The 16,409-nt window shown below is 45.7% G+C and carries 17 protein-coding genes; 10 read left to right on the forward strand and 7 right to left on the reverse strand.

The window, feature by feature from the left end; genetic code table 11:
• Positions 1 to 47: 47 nt before the first annotated feature.
• The gene (locus KO512_RS10445; RefSeq protein ID WP_252734979.1) at positions 48 to 968 is read right to left on the reverse strand and encodes a LysR family transcriptional regulator; all 921 of its coding nucleotides are present in this window, start codon (positions 966 to 968) and stop codon (positions 48 to 50) included.
• 90 nt (positions 969 to 1,058) lie between these two features.
• Between KO512_RS10445 and KO512_RS10450 the strand changes: the two genes are divergently transcribed.
• The 3 genes from KO512_RS10450 to KO512_RS10460 are packed head-to-tail and all read left to right on the forward strand — an operon-like array spanning position 1,059 to position 2,821.
• Positions 1,059 to 1,643 carry a flavodoxin family protein gene (locus KO512_RS10450; protein WP_215952294.1) on the forward strand — a complete coding sequence of 195 codons (585 nt, stop codon included), beginning with the start codon at positions 1,059 to 1,061 and terminating at the stop codon, positions 1,641 to 1,643.
• 48 nt (positions 1,644 to 1,691) lie between these two features.
• The gene (locus tag KO512_RS10455) at positions 1,692 to 2,258 is read left to right on the forward strand and encodes a cytochrome b (protein WP_215952295.1); all 567 of its coding nucleotides are present in this window, start codon (positions 1,692 to 1,694) and stop codon (positions 2,256 to 2,258) included.
• Positions 2,255 to 2,821 carry a YceI family protein gene (locus KO512_RS10460; RefSeq protein ID WP_215952296.1) on the forward strand — a complete coding sequence of 189 codons (567 nt, stop codon included), beginning with the start codon at positions 2,255 to 2,257 and terminating at the stop codon, positions 2,819 to 2,821. Before KO512_RS10455 ends, KO512_RS10460 begins: the two co-directional genes overlap by 4 nt.
• A gap of 81 nt (positions 2,822 to 2,902) precedes the next feature.
• On the opposite strand, the gene KO512_RS10465 is transcribed toward KO512_RS10460, so the two are convergent.
• Together KO512_RS10465 and KO512_RS10470 are read right to left on the reverse strand one after the other, a co-directional pair.
• Positions 2,903 to 3,331, reverse strand: a complete 429-nt coding sequence (locus KO512_RS10465) for an acyl-CoA thioesterase (RefSeq protein WP_252734972.1) — start codon at positions 3,329 to 3,331, stop codon at positions 2,903 to 2,905.
• Positions 3,332 to 3,357: 26 nt separating this feature from the next.
• Positions 3,358 to 3,906, reverse strand: a complete 549-nt coding sequence (locus KO512_RS10470) for a TIGR00730 family Rossman fold protein (RefSeq protein WP_215952297.1) — start codon at positions 3,904 to 3,906, stop codon at positions 3,358 to 3,360.
• Between the two features lie 228 nt (positions 3,907 to 4,134).
• Between KO512_RS10470 and KO512_RS10475 the strand changes: the two genes are divergently transcribed.
• Together KO512_RS10475 and KO512_RS10480 are read left to right on the forward strand one after the other, a co-directional pair.
• Entirely contained in the window at positions 4,135 to 4,692 is a 558-nt protein-coding gene (locus KO512_RS10475) for a DUF2058 domain-containing protein (RefSeq protein ID WP_215952298.1), read from the forward strand.
• A gap of 569 nt (positions 4,693 to 5,261) precedes the next feature.
• Positions 5,262 to 5,468: a cold-shock protein gene (locus tag KO512_RS10480; protein WP_126158165.1), complete on the forward strand. Its 207-nt coding sequence runs from the start codon at positions 5,262 to 5,264 to the stop codon at positions 5,466 to 5,468.
• Positions 5,469 to 5,539: 71 nt separating this feature from the next.
• Here KO512_RS10480 and KO512_RS10485 read toward each other — a convergent pair whose 3' ends face one another.
• Complete coding sequence (locus KO512_RS10485) at positions 5,540 to 6,157, reverse strand: DUF938 domain-containing protein (protein ID WP_215952299.1); 618 nt, start codon at positions 6,155 to 6,157, stop codon at positions 5,540 to 5,542.
• A 389-nt stretch (positions 6,158 to 6,546) separates the two neighbouring features.
• Between KO512_RS10485 and KO512_RS10490 the strand changes: the two genes are divergently transcribed.
• Together KO512_RS10490 and KO512_RS10495 are read left to right on the forward strand one after the other, a co-directional pair.
• Complete coding sequence (locus KO512_RS10490; RefSeq protein WP_215952300.1) at positions 6,547 to 6,762, forward strand: hypothetical protein; 216 nt, start codon at positions 6,547 to 6,549, stop codon at positions 6,760 to 6,762.
• Between the two features lie 893 nt (positions 6,763 to 7,655).
• A complete protein-coding gene (locus KO512_RS10495) occupies positions 7,656 to 7,970 on the forward strand; it encodes a hypothetical protein (protein WP_215952301.1) in 315 nt (104 codons plus the stop codon).
• A gap of 109 nt (positions 7,971 to 8,079) precedes the next feature.
• On the opposite strand, the gene KO512_RS10500 is transcribed toward KO512_RS10495, so the two are convergent.
• Complete coding sequence (locus tag KO512_RS10500) at positions 8,080 to 9,330, reverse strand: multidrug effflux MFS transporter (protein ID WP_215952302.1); 1,251 nt, start codon at positions 9,328 to 9,330, stop codon at positions 8,080 to 8,082.
• Between the two features lie 340 nt (positions 9,331 to 9,670).
• Between KO512_RS10500 and KO512_RS10505 the strand changes: the two genes are divergently transcribed.
• Entirely contained in the window at positions 9,671 to 10,864 is a 1,194-nt protein-coding gene (locus tag KO512_RS10505; protein ID WP_215952303.1) for a multidrug effflux MFS transporter, read from the forward strand.
• Between the two features lie 188 nt (positions 10,865 to 11,052).
• The gene (locus KO512_RS10510; protein ID WP_215952304.1) at positions 11,053 to 11,223 is read left to right on the forward strand and encodes a hypothetical protein; all 171 of its coding nucleotides are present in this window, start codon (positions 11,053 to 11,055) and stop codon (positions 11,221 to 11,223) included.
• Positions 11,224 to 11,496: 273 nt separating this feature from the next.
• Here KO512_RS10510 and KO512_RS10515 read toward each other — a convergent pair whose 3' ends face one another.
• A complete protein-coding gene (locus tag KO512_RS10515; RefSeq protein WP_215952305.1) occupies positions 11,497 to 13,008 on the reverse strand; it encodes an acetyl-CoA hydrolase/transferase family protein in 1,512 nt (503 codons plus the stop codon).
• 412 nt (positions 13,009 to 13,420) lie between these two features.
• Positions 13,421 to 14,947 carry a sensor domain-containing diguanylate cyclase gene (locus tag KO512_RS10520; RefSeq protein WP_215952306.1) on the reverse strand — a complete coding sequence of 509 codons (1,527 nt, stop codon included), beginning with the start codon at positions 14,945 to 14,947 and terminating at the stop codon, positions 13,421 to 13,423.
• A 476-nt stretch (positions 14,948 to 15,423) separates the two neighbouring features.
• Here KO512_RS10520 and KO512_RS10525 point away from each other — a divergent pair, with 476 nt between their 5' ends.
• Positions 15,424 to 16,248, forward strand: a complete 825-nt coding sequence (locus KO512_RS10525) for an SHOCT domain-containing protein (RefSeq protein WP_215952307.1) — start codon at positions 15,424 to 15,426, stop codon at positions 16,246 to 16,248.
• Positions 16,249 to 16,409 lie beyond the last annotated feature (161 nt).

Here is a 16,409-nt window from a genome sequence, read left to right on the forward strand (position 1 = left end):
GCCATTGTACTTTGCGGCCAGTTAAGCGCTACTTTGGTTTAATATCCCTAAAGCACTTGCAGCACCCGCTGACGAACCCAGCGACACATCGGATCATGGTGGTAACGCTCATGCCAATAGAGAAAAAAGTTAATCGGCGATGTCATCAACTCAATAGGCACCTCCTTCAGCACGACATTTCGTCCTAGAGAGATCCGCTGAGCGATAACTTCAGGCAGGATAAACAACAGATCAGAGGTGTCGCAAAAATCCGCTGCGGTCATAAAGTTAGATAACCGTAGCGCCAAATGCCGCTTATGCCCCAGTTCAGCTAATCGTTCATCGATATGCCCCGGCCCTTTACCCGTCATCGACACCAACCCATGGCTAGCAGAGAGATAACGTTCGAGTGTCAACCGACCTTTCGCCAATGGATTATCCGCCGACATCATACAAACGATTCCCGTCTGCGCGATAAGTAAGCGTCGATACTGCCCCTCACCCGCCGTAGGCTCCATCCCGGTGAGTGCGAAATGCACCTCACCGTTAGCTAACAACTCAAAATGGTTACGAGGCTCGGTTCTTACTTCAAGACGCATCTGCGGTGCTTCGCTACGCAAAACTTTCAATAACGGGGCAACAAAGCAGACCACCTCAAGATCAAGACCATACACACGAACCACATCAACCGCATTCGCCGGATCAAACACCGGTTCGGCAATCAACTCCTTAACACCATGGGTTAACCGCTGTAAGCGAGGTAATAGATCGACTCCCCGTGCGCTCAAATCAAACCCTTTTGATGTTTTGACCAACAATGGATCATCAAAGGTTGTTCTCAATCGCTGCAAAGCCCGACTCACCGCCGGCTGACTCATACTTAACTGTTCCGAGGCATGGGTAACGTGCCGAGTCTCTAATAATGCCTGTAGGACCACTAACAGATTTAGGTCCACCGATCTCAAATTCACTTCACGCATAATAATCATCACAACAATGCATTAGATGAATCCATTATGACCGATTATATTAAGCCTCACCACCGGAAACATCCGGCACTTGAATTTAGGGAGAACAATATGTCAGACCAAGTAAAAGTAGCGGTCGCTTATCATAGCGGATATGGACACACTGAAGTCTTAGCTAAAGCCGTCGCGACAGGCATTGAAAACGCTGGCGGCACCGCCACCACAATCTCTGTAACAGACCTTGAGGCGATCAACTGGGATGCCCTAGCAGAAGCCGATGCGATTATTTTTGGTTCACCCACCTATATGGGATCGGTTAGCGGCCCCTTTAAATGCTTTATGGATGCCACCTCAAAGGTCTGGTATACACAGGGCTGGAAAGACAAACTAGCAGCAGGCTTCACTAACTCCAGTAGTTTTAGTGGTGACAAACTCAACACCATGGTGCAGATGTCCGTTTTTGCGGCACAGCACAGTATGCTCTGGGTAAGTTTGGGTGTTATGAACGGTAACAACAATAGCAAGGGTGACCCACAAAGCCTTAACCGAGTCGGTGGATACCTTGGCGCGATGGCCACCAGCAATGCTGATGAAGGCCCTGATCTAGCACCACCACAGTGCGATAGAGATACCGCTCAAGCACTCGGTGCACGGGTCACAACGGCGGCTAAACGCTGGAAGCTGTCAGCCGTATAACGATACAGCGGGCGGCGATTGTGCCGCCCAATTGCAGAGATCAACAATATGGCATTAGCCCTAAAAGACACCCCTAATTCATTTGGCTTAGGCAGCATGCTGCTCCACTGGATTATCGCGCTCACCATTATTGGGATGTATGCGTTAGGGCTCTATATCGACACCCTCACCTATTATAATCCGGAATATCAAACCATTCCCGCATGGCACAAAAGCATCGGCATGACGTTAGTCCTGCTCATCGCATTGCGGATACTCTGGCGAGTCATCAACCGGACACCCAAGCCGATTCCTCAGCCGAAGATGCTATTGTCGATAACCAAAGCGGTACATCTGTTACTGTATCTGTTACCGGTTATCACACTGGCCTCCGGCTATATGATATCCACCGCCGATGGGCGACCTATATCTGTATTTAACTGGTTTGATGTGCCCGCACTTCCCGCGCTCATCGACAACCAGGAAGATCTTGCCGGTGAAGTACACTACTGGGTAGCCACCTTGATGGTAAGTCTGGCGGGGCTGCACGCATTGGCAGCACTAAAGCATCACTATATTAATAAAGATAACACTCTCATCCGTATGCTACGCATACCAAAGGAAACAGACTCATGAACCTAAAAACAATTATTGCTGGCGCGCTGCTAGCGGGCACTATCACCTCGGCGCAGGCGGCTGACTACGTTATTGATACAGGACATGCTTCAGTCAGCTTCCGCATCCAACATCTGGGTTACAGCTGGCTAGAAGGCCGCTTTAACGATTTCAGTGGCCAATTCAGCTATGATGCCGCCAACCCTAGCGCGTCAAAAATCACGGTTAATATCAACACACCCAGCATCGATTCCAACCATGCTGAACGGGACAAGCATATCCGTGGCGATGATTTCTTAGCGGTTAAGGACTTTCCTGAGGCTAAATTTGAAAGCACTTCGTTCACCCCAGCCACCGATGTCAGCGCAGTACTCAGCGGTAACCTGACACTGCATGGCGTCACCAAAGCGATCGATATTCAGGTGTCAAAAGTGGGGGAAGGTAAAGACCCTTGGGGTGGCTATCGTGCAGGCTTCACCGGTACAACCCAGCTAAACTTAAAAGACTTTGATATTAACTATAATCTGGGCCCAGCTTCAGAAAGTGTTTATCTCAATCTCAACGTCGAAGGTATTCGTCAGTAAGCCTTCCCGTTAACAAACAACGCGCTTTAGCTCTGATGTCTTAACGTACTTAAAACAGCTAAGCGCGTTTTTTATCTCTCGTTATTTTACCGCGAGATTCACAGGTCGTGGCCGCCCCTCAGCATCGATCGCGACAAAGGTAAACTGCGCTTCCGTCACCTTATCGACCTGCTCACTGTGATGGCGTTGCACCCAGGTTTCCACCAGCACCACTAACGATGTATTACCATGACGGACTAAACGACAATAGCAGCTCACATCATCGCCGATATAAACCGGCTTATGAAAGGTCATCGCATCGACCGCCACCGTCACCACTCGCCCCTTAACTTCCTGCGCCGCAAACACACCGCTGGCAAGGTCCATCTGGGACATAATCCAACCACCAAAAATATCACCATCGGGGTTGGCATCCGCCGGCATTGCGATGGTTCTCAGTGAAGGTTTACATGTTGGCATCTGTGACATTCCATCTCCCATTGACTCATTACCCACTGTCTCATTACTCATTGTCTTATTACTTAGCGTCATACTTTTTACCCATCAACCCGCTCGGAAAGTCGGGTTAATAAATGATCAGCCTGTTCATCAACCATCAAAAAGTCACGATACTCACCGCGAATAAAAGCTTCCTGTGATGCGTGTTCGATAAATTTCAGCAGATGATCGTAGTAGCCTTCAATATTCAACAGGCCAAAAGGCTTATGATGAATTCCGATCTGACGCCAAGCCCAGACTTCAAACAGCTCCTCCAATGTTCCGGTTCCCCCAGGAAGCGCAATAAAAGCATCGGCGAGTTCCATCATAACCGCCTTTCGCTGATGCATATCCTCAACCTCATGCAGTTCACTCAGGCCGATATGTACTTGTTCACGCTCAACTAATACCTGTGGCATCACACCACACACATGACCACCCGCATCCAGCACCCCATCGGCAACACTGCCCATCAAGCCGACACTTGAGCCGCCATAGACTAAGTCAATATTATGCTGGGCCATCAGCTCCCCAAGTTTGCGAGCCTCCGCTTGATAAGGTCCATCCGCGCGACCGGATGATGCACCACAGTAAACCGCTATCTTCATATTAATGATCGCACCCGTGTTAAAAATTCATTATCCCCTGCTATCGGCATTATTCAACAACAGTCAGCAATGAGATTAAAGCAAAAATCCAGTGAAGAACCCTTATCTTACCGCTGCAACACCATTGAACATAAGAACAATCCCATCTAATCATCACCGTGTATGGAGCTAAACCCTAATGTTCGCTATAGTTCGCAACCAGTATGCGACTGAAGCGGGATAAACATCATGGCAGGATCTCTACAGGACCAGCTTCTTAAAGCGGGTCTGGCAAATAAGCAGCAGGCAAATAAAGCCAAAGCTGAAAAACGTAAAAAAACCAAACAAGCAAAAGCGGTCAAGAAAGGCGAAGTGTTTAAAGATCCAGAAGAACTGGAACGGGAACAGGCGATCGCTAAAGCAAAAGAGGAAAAGCTTGAGCGTGACCGAGAGCTGAATCGTCAACGGGAAGATGAACTCACCCGTCGTTCTATCGATGCCTCCTGCTTACAGATGATGCAGCAGAATGCGATCAATATGCCCGCCGATGGGGATGTTGAATATAACTTTGTCGATGGCACTACCATCAAGAAGCTGTATGTCAGCAAAACATTGCAGGAACAGCTAGCGAAAGGCAATCTAGCCATCGCCTCAAATAAAGGCCGTTATCTATTAATTCCAGCGGGTGTTGCTGAAAAAATCAGTGAGCGTCGACCCGAGCTAATTATCAGCCAGCAAAAGGCAGAAGAGATCGATCCAGACGATCCTTATGCTGACTTCCAGATCCCAGACGATCTGATGTGGTAACACACTAAAATGGCCTCTTGTGTATTATCGCAAGGGGCCGGTTTTCCCCTTAAAGCCTTAGCACCCAACCGTAAAAGCTAACACCGATACCCGCTACTTCCCCAACGTTGACTGTGCAGCAAGGTCACATACTTACGCCTCAACATCCCAGCTAAACAGAGCACAACTCCCTCATGAGATCTACACACCTCCGCCTATAACAACCATCACACCGACATGGGTTCAATCTGTTTTATCGGTGTAACCTGTCTGTCAAAAATGAGCGATAAACTGATTTAGACTCATAGTGACACAACAAAAAACAATACAGGAAAAACAAAAATTACTTTAATAACAATAAGTTATAAAAATAAAGGCTTTTTAAAATAACGCTTTTACTCTGTCAATAAATATCTTAGAATTAAATTAGCTTGAAAGTACGGCCTGTTTTTTATGCACCAAAGAGTCCAACAGATTAACCTGTGTGTCCCTTCGTCATAAATGTAGTTCCTACATTCTTAGCTTAACCCCTGTACAGACCTATCTCTGTACACCATTATTTTAAAAAAACTATTGTAGGGAATACAATCATGTCTACATCTACTGGTACCGTTAAATGGTTCAACGCCGATAAAGGCTATGGCTTTATCGAACAAGATAACGGTCCTGACGTATTCGTTCACTTCCGCGCTATCAACTCCGATGGCTTTAAAACTTTGAATGAAGGACAGCAAGTGTCTTTCGAAGTCACTGATGGCCAGAAAGGCCCTCAGGCTGAGAACGTTACTCTGCTGTAATGTTGACTGCCCGGCTGCGGCCTTTGGGCCGCAGCCAGTTTTATTCTAAATGGATATCCCCTCTCTCCCCTCTACTCTTTTTGCCATACCAATAACTGATTATTCGCTGGCATCTTAATATCATCTTGCAGTAATAAACCAGCTTGCATCGCTAACGCATTCACCGCCTCAAAATCCCGAATACCGCTCACAGGATTACGCGCTTTAAGCCACTGATCAAATTCAGCATTACTTTCGCTGGTAAAGTTTTGAGAATAGCGAAAGGGTCCATAGATAATCAGTTGTCCTTGAGGGGTCAGCACCTGATCAAGGTGACGAAATAAAGTAACCACCTCTGCCCACCCCATGATATGAAGCGTATTGGCACTGTAGATAAGATCGACGGGGTCTAAACCGGCATGCCAATCGCTTTGTTGTAAATCTAACAATCGTGATGAGGCAATATTATCGCCTCCATGGCGATCAAGGTTGGCCTGAAGTAACGGAAGCTGCTGTTCAATATCAGAAGGAAGCCACCGTAAACCTGATAGATTCCCAGCAAAATGCACAGCATGCTGCCCCGTACCACTACCGACCTCTAAGACGGTCTCATCCCCTGCCAGCAGCTCAGTCAGTCGTTGTAAAATAGGCTCGCCGTTACGCGCCGATGCGGGGGAGAATCCCATAAAACTATTTTCATCAATGATCATATCTTGGTATTTCCCATCAGTACCTACGGGATACTTGAATTAAATTAGGGTGAGTTGGATTCATTACCTTGCCAGTTTGCTAGCGAATAGGGCTAATCGAACCCTACTCTGAGTAAAACACTATACGACAAACTGAATAGTGGTGAAAAATAGAATGAATGACCACTATAGAATAAGGCAAAACCAATCAAAACATAGAGTTACTATTATGGTGAATTTTACTCATCATTCATCTGAAAATTGATCAGCTATCATTCGTTCGACTAAAGTATAGAATACTTAAACACGTTGAGGTGACCCTCATCATTGCTTTCAATTCAGGTCTGGTAGCGAGTCGAAGCGCTAAACATGGTTCAGACCTGAATTAATTTTATACTTATGGGTAAAACATGATTCCTTCTGGCATACATCGCGATATTTATACTCAGGCGGCAAACCTGCGCGCTGAAGTTCAGGCTGAACTGGTACTGAGTGCGTTTGCGCTATTTAAAACCACACTGAAAACCAATACACCTGCCTTTGGCCCACTGATGCGCCGGGCAAATGCCAAAATGAGCATGGCATCACTGAATAAACCTCAGTTGAAGCAATCTGCCGCTGCGTAATGACTTCTCTCTAGAGCTTTCCTTCCATAGGATCGATTAAGCTCTTTTTTTTTACAGGCCGCCATGGCCTGTTTTTTTTGCCTTAAATTTAGCCGCGCCACCATCAACAACCAATCCAAAAACCCCGCCTACGGCTCCATAGAAAAGCGCTTATAATAATCGAACCTCTCATCAGATCGCAGCATCGATGCCAGCGATAACATAGCCAGGGACAAATCTGACATAGATCAAAACAGTAACAACCCTAAAAAATCCAGCCCAAACAACCTTTTATCTTATACTGGTTAAGCTTTAGCGCATTTTGTATCCAATCAGCTACACTATAAGATACTGATTTTAATGAACTTTTCTAGTTACAGGAAAATAAAGACGCTAGATAGCGACACATTTCAGCAAGATAGATGTAAAAAACACCTCAACTAAAGACTAATTATATATAACTAATTGATTAATAATCGTTTATTAGAAACAGGCATCAAACTTGTATATAAATAACTATTGTTTCGGCTGATATCTCTGAGATTTGAGTCCCCCCCCCCATTGAACCTGAAGATTAGAGTGTTTCAGCCGAACAATTGATCTATAAAAAAACCGCTTCGGCGGTTTTTTTACATCTACCTATATCTCATAGCATCAAATACCGTACAGCTGAAACACACTACCAAGCGCCTCCGCTTATACTGTTCTCTATATATTCTCCGTCTGCTCATTAACGGATAGTTATGCCGATCAACTATAATGATCTAATGATTGACCCCGCTGATATATGTCAGTCATTAATAAAGCATTCAGTAAAAGACCCATACAGTAGGGTCAACCATTGCTTGATTAGATCGAGCACAAACAAAAGGTTTCGGCTAGCACGCAATTCACACACTAAAGGATTAAATGTAATGAAAATCAGCCCGATCAAATCAACTCTTTTAACCGCTGTTGTTACCCTGATGGTCACTGCTATTACACTCCCTGCTCACGCTCAAGAAGTCGCTTGGAAACTTGCTAATGACTGGGCTGTATCGGAAATGAAGCACAATGGAGAAAAAGCAGAGGAACCCAGTGAAACGAAGCTAAAGGGTAATGGCGGTGGCGGTAAAGTTGAAATACAAGACGTCAATCTCCATATCCCCAGTAAACAAGCCCCTGACATAAAACCGATGAAAAAAGGCCAAGCGTCTATGAAAATGGATGGGGTCGAAGCTGAATTTTAAGCATCAGTCACCTAACGCCTTCTTCATTCGGCCCATAAACTAGCAATAAAAAGCCGAGTATGGCTAACATACTCGGCTTTTAACCATATAAGGATTAACTTACAGGCGTTTAACTCGGCTCCCCTTCAATCAGAGCCTCTTCATCCTCATCTTCAATGCGCCCCTTTTCTGCCCAATACATAATACCCAACGCAAGGGTGCCAAAAAGTGCAAAACCAGTAGTCATCGGAATCAGTGTATTATCATACATTTGCCCAATAAGCGTACCGATCAGCATCGACATGACTGAAGAGACGGAGCCGATGACCGCAGACGCAATACCCGCCACGTGCCCCATCGGCTCCATTGCTAAGGCGTTTACATTACCAAAGAGAAAGCCAAAGCAGAGGAAGAACGTGCCCGCATAACAGAGGAACATCCACAGCGTCACGGTAACAAAGGCCTGCAGACTCAAAAAGATAATCGAGGCTAACACCACCGCAAAAATAGCACGAAAAGCGATATGTTTTGCGCCATGCTGTTCAACAATACGCGAATTAATCAGAGACGCAGCCCCTAACAGCAGCGCCAGCCCCCCAAAATAAACAGAGAAGAGGTTACCGGTGTTAAATTGCACCTGAAAGATTTGTTGGGCCGAGTTCAAATAGCCGATAAAACTACCAAAAAACAACCCCATACAAAGGGTATAACTAGCAGTGATACGGTTAGTTAGTACCTCTTTAAAGCCGTCGTAGAAACCTTTTTGGGTAAACGGAATACGCTGCTCTTTAGGCAATGTCTCTTTTAATCGCAACAATATCCACAGAATCAATATAGCCGCATAAACCAGATACATCTCAAAGATACCGCGCCAGTCGCCAAAAAACATGATCGCTTGCCCAAGGCTCGGCGCTATCGCCGGCACGAGTACAAAGATCATCATCACCAACGACATAACACGCGCCATCTGTGAGCCATGATACAGATCACGCACCAAGGAGATCGCAGAGATATAAGGGCCAGCCACACCCAGCCCCTGAATAAAACGCCCGACCATCATCGTCTCTAAACTATCGGCTTGATAACAGATCACGGTGCCGACCAAATAGAGAGCAAAGCCACCAAAAAGTATCGGCCTGCGCCCTAATGCATCGGATAGCGGACCACAAATGAGCTGCCCCAACGCCATGCCCAAAAATAGCATACTCACCAATAGTTGCGGTTGGTTGGCCGTGGTCGCACCGAGCGCATGACCGATAACGCCAAGCGCAGGCAATAGTGCATCGATCGAGATTGCGACAATCGACATAAGCAAAGCCACCAGCACCGTAAACTCTTTTGCAGACATACCGGATGCAGCACTGCTCTGATGATTTTCCATAAAGTATCCATATAAAGACATTGATGACATACCGCGAGAAAGCGGGCTGTTGATGATAAACACTCTGCACTGGTCTTTAGTGCAGCAGGTATATTATTTCGGGGCTAACCATACTAGTAGATACCGGTCAGAGCCAACCATTTATGCACGGCGTTAAACAGCTTTCGACTTAGCTTATACCCCTATCAAATAGGCCTGAATCGATCATCGGGAATACGCGTTAAACTCGACAGAATGAACCACAACATCCTTATTTTTTTGTTATTTCATCCCAACTTTATAAGTTGAGCTTGGTATAATTGCTTTCCTTCACACAGCTTAATATCACAACGAGAATTTCATGAAAGAGAGCACTCGTCCGATCCCCGGACTCATACTCATGCTCGCCGGTCTGACAGCTATGGCTCCTTTTGCAACCGATGCCTACCTACCGGCTATCCCCTCGATGGCAGTAGCACTGGATACATCGGTGCATAAGGTGGAATTATCGATCAGCCTATTTTTAGGAGGCTTCAGCATTGGTCAATTAATCGGTGGTCCTTTTTCCGATCACTTTGGCCGACGCTTCTCCATCATTATTGGGCTGATACTTTTCTGTACCGCCTCTTTAGCGATCTTATTTACCCCCTCAATCGAGTGGCTTTGGCTGTTAAGAGTGATTCAGGCGATTGGTGGTGGCATGACAGCGGTCAATCCCGCAGCGGTGATCCGTGATGTTAGCTGTGGCATCGAAACCGCTCGTAATATGTCCCGCATGGGACTCATTATGATGTTTGCACCGTTAATGGCGCCGGTCATCGGCATGCTGATTTTAAAACTGGACGGCTGGCAGTCGATCTTCTTTTTCTTATTTAGCTATGCCCTCATGATGATGATCACTATCTTTTTCAGACTCCCGGAAACCCGTGTAAAACAGACAGAGAAAACACACTTTCTAAAACGGTACTGGATGGTCTTAAAACATAGGCAGGCTCTTAGTTTTATTTTTTCAGCCGTCTTCACTTTTGCGGGAATGTTTGCTTTTATCACCGGATCGCCCTCCGTTTACATGGAGTATTTCGGTGTTTCTGAAACCTTATTCCCGCTATTTTTTGGCGCCAACATTATATCGATGTTCATCATGAACCGGATAAACATGCGGCTTTTAGCTCGTTTTTCACTGCATAATTTATTGAGTATGGGTCAAGCGATTCAGTTCTTAGTCGGTGCGTTGTTATTCAGCTATATCTCACTCAGCGACGCGCCATCACTCTTTCTCACCCTGTTGATGATCATGCTATTTGTGGGCATGCAGGGTCTGCTCATGCCTAACTGTATGGCCAGCACGGTTGAATTTTTCCCAACGAACAGTGCAACCGCGATTGCCTTACTCGGCGCTTTAGGATTTGCAACGGGCGCGCTCACAGGCTCTCTCGTTGGGCTGCTAGGCGATGGAACCCCCTTACCGATGGCCATGGTCATGTTTGGCTGTGCCGTCATGGGGCCGACGCTTCGATTTTTACTTTATCAAAAAAGCGCGGAAGAGGTTGCTTAAAACAGCGGTTAGACGGCCACAAAAGACGGTGAAATCTGCGCTAAATAGCCGCAAGATAGCCTATTTGCACATCGCCGAAGTGGATTGGGAAACGCACCCGATACACCACTCTCTTTTAAGTAGGCGCTGCGTGAAGCTTTTCGAGGTGTGCTGATATTTGCGGTTACCATGTCCAGAAAGCAGAACCGATGCTGAATGATGGACTCGCCGATATGATCGGCTTTGGTCGTCCCTTTGCTGGCAATCCAGATCTGCCGAATCAGATAAAACATAACGATCCATTGGCCGTTCAGGATCCAGACACATTATTGGGTGGTGCAGAGAAAGGGCTGACTAATTATCCCCTGTATACCCCATAAACAGGCATTTAGAAGGATAACATACGCTAAACAGCATCATTAATAGTGCTGTCTAGCGTAAAAACAAAGCGGTAATAGCGGTAATACAGGATCTCGCCAGCTAAAGGAAAGGAGGACGAGCGTCAGAAACGGCATAGCAACTACCCTCTGACGCTCATATGGCCTTTACCCGACAATACCCAGACATGATAAGGGTTGCCGAATTAGCGCGGTAGATAGCCGCCTAGCTGATCTTAACTTACCGCCTGCCGAGCTTATATGCGAACTCAGCGCTTACATCTCACCCTTTGTTTCATAATTATCATGCCAGCTTAAAGCCTCACCCAGAATATGCGGCGTATGCATACCTCGTTTACTGGCGCAGGCACGCTCGTAATAATCGGTTAGACGATCTTTGAACATAGGGTGAGCACATTTTTCAATAATGACTTTCGCTCGCTGACGCGGAGACAAACCACGCAGATCCGCTAAGCCTTGCTCCGTCACGATCACCTTCACATCATGTTCCGTATGGTCGACATGCGACGCCATCGGCACGATCGCAGAAATAGCCCCATTTTTAGCCACAGAAGGCGTCATAAATATGGACAAAGAACCGTTGCGGGCAAAATCACCCGAGCCTCCGATACCGTTCATAATGCGAGATCCCATGATATGAGTGGAATTCACATTACCGTAGATATCGGCTTCGATCAGTCCATTCATAGCAATAATGCCTAAACGTCGGACTATTTCAGGGTGGTTACTAATATCTTGTTGTCGCAGAATGATTTTCTCACGATAAAAATCGATATTTTCATTCAAGTCTTCCAACGCGGCAGGGCTTAAAGAGAAGGCCGTTGCCGAGGCCACCGATAAGGTACCGGACTTCAGCATATGGAGCATACCGTCCTGTATTACCTCAGTGTAAGCGGTCAGGTTTTTATAACCGCCCTGCTCTAAGCCACTCAATACAGCATTAGGGATATTACCCACGCCGGATTGCAGCGGTAACAACTCTTTAGGTAGCCGTCCCTGTTTAACTTCATGGGCAAAAAAATCAATGATGTTTGCCGCAATTTGAGTGGAAATAGCATCCGGTGGGGTAAACGGACTGTTACGGTCAGGTGCTGATGTTTCGACCACGGCGACAATTTTTTCGAGAGGAATATCTAAGTATTGCTCCCCAATGCGATCAGCAGGCGAGTTAATCAAAATAGGCTTACGATTAGGCGGCAAGGCTGTACCGTAATAGATATCATGCATACCTTCTAGCTTGATACTCTGCTGATCATTGACTTCTAAAATCACGAGGTCGGCTTGTTCTACCCAGGTTTTATTATTCCCCACTGAAGATGACGGAACAATTCGGCCATCTGCATGTATGGCTGCCACTTCAATCACGGCAACATCCAGCTTACCTAGAAATCCTGACCATGCATTCTGCGAAACCTCAGATAGGTGCATATCAACATAATCCATCACCCCATCGTTGATTTGTTGGCGGCAAACAGGATCTGATTGATACGGCAAACGCATATTGATACCGTCTACCTCGGCGAGCACACCATCCAATTCTGGTGCTGTCGATGCCCCTGTCCACAGGTTGATTCTAAATTCCTTGCCTAATTCTTTCAGAGCTTTCGCTTTTTTAACTAGCGCTGCAGGGATAGATTTAGGATAACCAGCCCCAGTAAAACCACTCATGCCGACCGTGTGTCGGTCTTGCAAGAAAGAAACGGCTTCATCAGCGGACATAATTTTTTTGCGCAGGATAGGACATTCAACACGCGATTCAGAAAACATGCATACTCCAGATAAAACTTCGTTAAAACGACAAACGGGGCTAGACGTAAATTCTAGGGATAAGTGGCAAACGCACCTAAAGCCTAACAAAATGACCCTAATTTAATTGCGGTGTACTTTACCTTACCGAAAATAAGTCGATATAAGACCTAGGTTGTAGATACCCACTAAGTTAAGGATGTTATAGACAATATTGACGGCGTGCTGTTAATGATACTGAGCACCCCATTGATGATGCAATTCGCTAAAAGTAGTGTTGCAACATGATCCGCCCCAGAATTGGCAGATCATGCTGGCACACGTTATGTTGATAACGGGAACTTAATCATATCTTTTCTTATTGCTAACCCTCTTTTAGCAAGGCTAAGAACGGCATATCAACCGTTGCGACTAGGATTATTTACAGGGTCGATTATCGCGCTGACATAGCGTCTTTATAATAACAAACACTCTTACGCTGGTTTGTTTTAGCGCAGTACATCGCCTGGTCAGCATTTTTGAGTAAGTCATCCATACTTAGCCCATCGTTAGGATAAATTGCCAAACCGATACTCGCGGTACAAGAAACCTGTTGATCATAGATATAATAGGGTTCAGCCAGTGCTTTTGAGAGTTTATGACTAATCTTATCGATATCTTCAGCTGTCGTCGTCCCCACCAGCACAACAATGAACTCATCCCCGCCCAAACGCGCGGCTATATCATTTTTTCGAATACAGCCTTTGATACGTTTGGCACACTCGACCAGCACAAAATCCCCAGCACCGTGGCCCAAGGTGTCATTCACATGTTTAAACTTATCGAGATCTAACATCGCAATGGCGAGCTGTTTTTTATCTCGTTGACTATTGGCGATTGCACTCATCAGGTGTTCATGCAGCAAGTTACGATTGGGCAAGTTCGTTAAACTATCGTAATTAGCTTGCTGCCATATTAATTGATCCGCTTTTTGCCGTTCTATAGCGATACGGGCAAGGTTGACAAACTGCTCAATCACTTTAAATTCAGTTGTCGTCGGTGTTGTTATTTTTCGATAATAAATAGCAAACGTACCCAACACCTGGCCTTGATTATCAATAATCGGTTCAGACCAACAAGCCGCAAAATTCGCTTGCTTAGCAAGACTAGCCCAAGAGGCCCACTTAGCGTCTGAAGCGATATCAGCCACAATGACTCTTTTACCGGTATAAACTGCTTCACCGCAAGACCCAACGCCCTGCTCTATCGGCAGCCCCTCTAAGGCCTCATTGAAAAAATCAGGTAGGTGAGGTGCAGCACCAATCACTAAATGTTTGCCCGTTTTATCGCGTAGCAACACACTACAGATAGTCTCCGGAAACTCATTCTCAACACCTTCGATGATGACAGACAACACTTTAGATAACTCACTTGAGCTGGCAACCAGTTCGAGAATGCTATTGCGAATTTTACCCCTATTATCTTCTTCAGATAGCCGACGGTTTTGGTTCTTCATGAACACGGAAAATATTAACGAGAAAATATTGGTCACGATAAATGCCGCAATAATGCGAGGCAGGGTAAAGCTATCAAACTGCTGATAGGTAAAAAGGCAAGCAACAGAAATTAAAGCAAAATTAAACAAAATAGCCATCAGTGTCGGCAACAAATAAAAGCTGCCAATAATGATCGGGAAAAGCCAATAGATTAAGCCCTGCCCTTTAATATAAATACCGATCAAGATATTAACATGCGCAAGAACGGCGAATATGCCGCTATAAAGCTTAATTCTACGGGTAAACCAAACCCCAAGGAATATAGCAAAAATGCCAAAAACCGCTATAAAATCAACGATTATATGGGGTATATCTCGGGACAAAATACTGGTGATCAGAAAAGGAAATAGTATCAACGTTGCCGTTGCCGTAATGCCGAGTAGAATTTTTTCTTCTAAGGTGCGGTCTGTCATTTTAACGGCCATACTCGATTAGCCCCCTATCCATGAGATCTCTCTCTTAAAGCACACTTGTACTATTGGCTAACATAGTTAAATACACGGGTTAAACCATAACATAGTTAACAATAGCAAAAAAGGCACAATACATTGATTGATAAGGTAAAAATGAAACCGAAACAGACTCTTCAAGAGCCATGTTTGAGGGTCATTTTCGAAAGCCCTGTCGCAACTAGCCGCGAGCCAAACACGAGATATAGTCACCTAAATTTAACGCTTTAGACACAGAACAACAGATCATAGACCTGTTTACACTGACACGATGCCCCATCAGCGTTCACCCATGACATCGCATTCTGATTAACGTCACAAATAGTTCAAAAAATAAACAATTCTGCTACATGCTATGCCCCTTGAACATGGTAAACTAACCTCTCTACGGAACCTGCCAACAACCTATGCTGAACAGCTCTCCGTTTTTTAACTGATATAAAGAGCCAATGATGCAAAATTTAACACCAGACGGACAACAACTCGTCAACAATCTTAGCCGTAAATACAACCTGAGTTATGATGCAGTCATGCATATGCTAATCGCCGTCAACAACGGCTCGGGTACTATGGCACAATTTAATTGCCCAGAATTAGGCGGCAGTGGCCAATGGATGCGCGGCGGCATGACCATGGTCGGTGATATGTTTAATAACGGCCTGAAAAACACCGTAGATAACCTGTGTAACGAGCTAGCAAACGGCTTGGCTAATCAGCAAATATTTGTCCCTATCCCACAAGGCACACCCGGTAGTAACCAGTGGTGGCCTGTAGGCTTAGGCCAGCCCTTTAGCAGTGGTGCACAAAACAATATTCGCTATGCTGTCTTTCCAAACCGTTTAGCCGTTGAACTCAATGGCCAAGTGACGGTGTATAACACCCTAGACAATAACATTAGCGGTGTTAGCCAGCAGCAAGGCGGCGACACCTCGTTGACCTTCAGTAGCCAGTACGGCACCATCGCCGTTAACAGCCTACCGATTGTTTCAGGCCCAGGCATCGCCCCTGCACCACAACGTAACTTTGCCGAGCCAGCGCAAAAAAATCAAAGCAACAATGCTCCGGCTAACAATGCCCCGGCAAATAATGCTCCGACAAACAATGCGCCAATACCTAACAATCCTCAGGCAAGCAATACCTCAACCAACGTTCCGTCAAGCAGTTCAATCGATGAGACCCTACAAATCATCGAGAAATTAGCTAAATTGAAGGACGCCGGTGCGATCTCTGAAAATGAATACAACGCGAAAAAAACAGAGCTACTTAGCCGCATCTAATCCTCTAGAAAGTAATATCAGGATAAGATAAAGAGTAAGCACGATGATTCACGACCCCCGCCCCTTCGATCAGGGCGGGAGTCGTTATTGCTTCCTAACGATTAAAGCCCTGTTAATGCACATCGATAAAACAGTGTTGTCGCTGGAAAGATCCTCAACCC

The organism is Amphritea atlantica, assembly GCF_018860855.1.
GTDB lineage: Bacteria > Pseudomonadota > Gammaproteobacteria > Pseudomonadales > Balneatricaceae > Amphritea > Amphritea atlantica_A.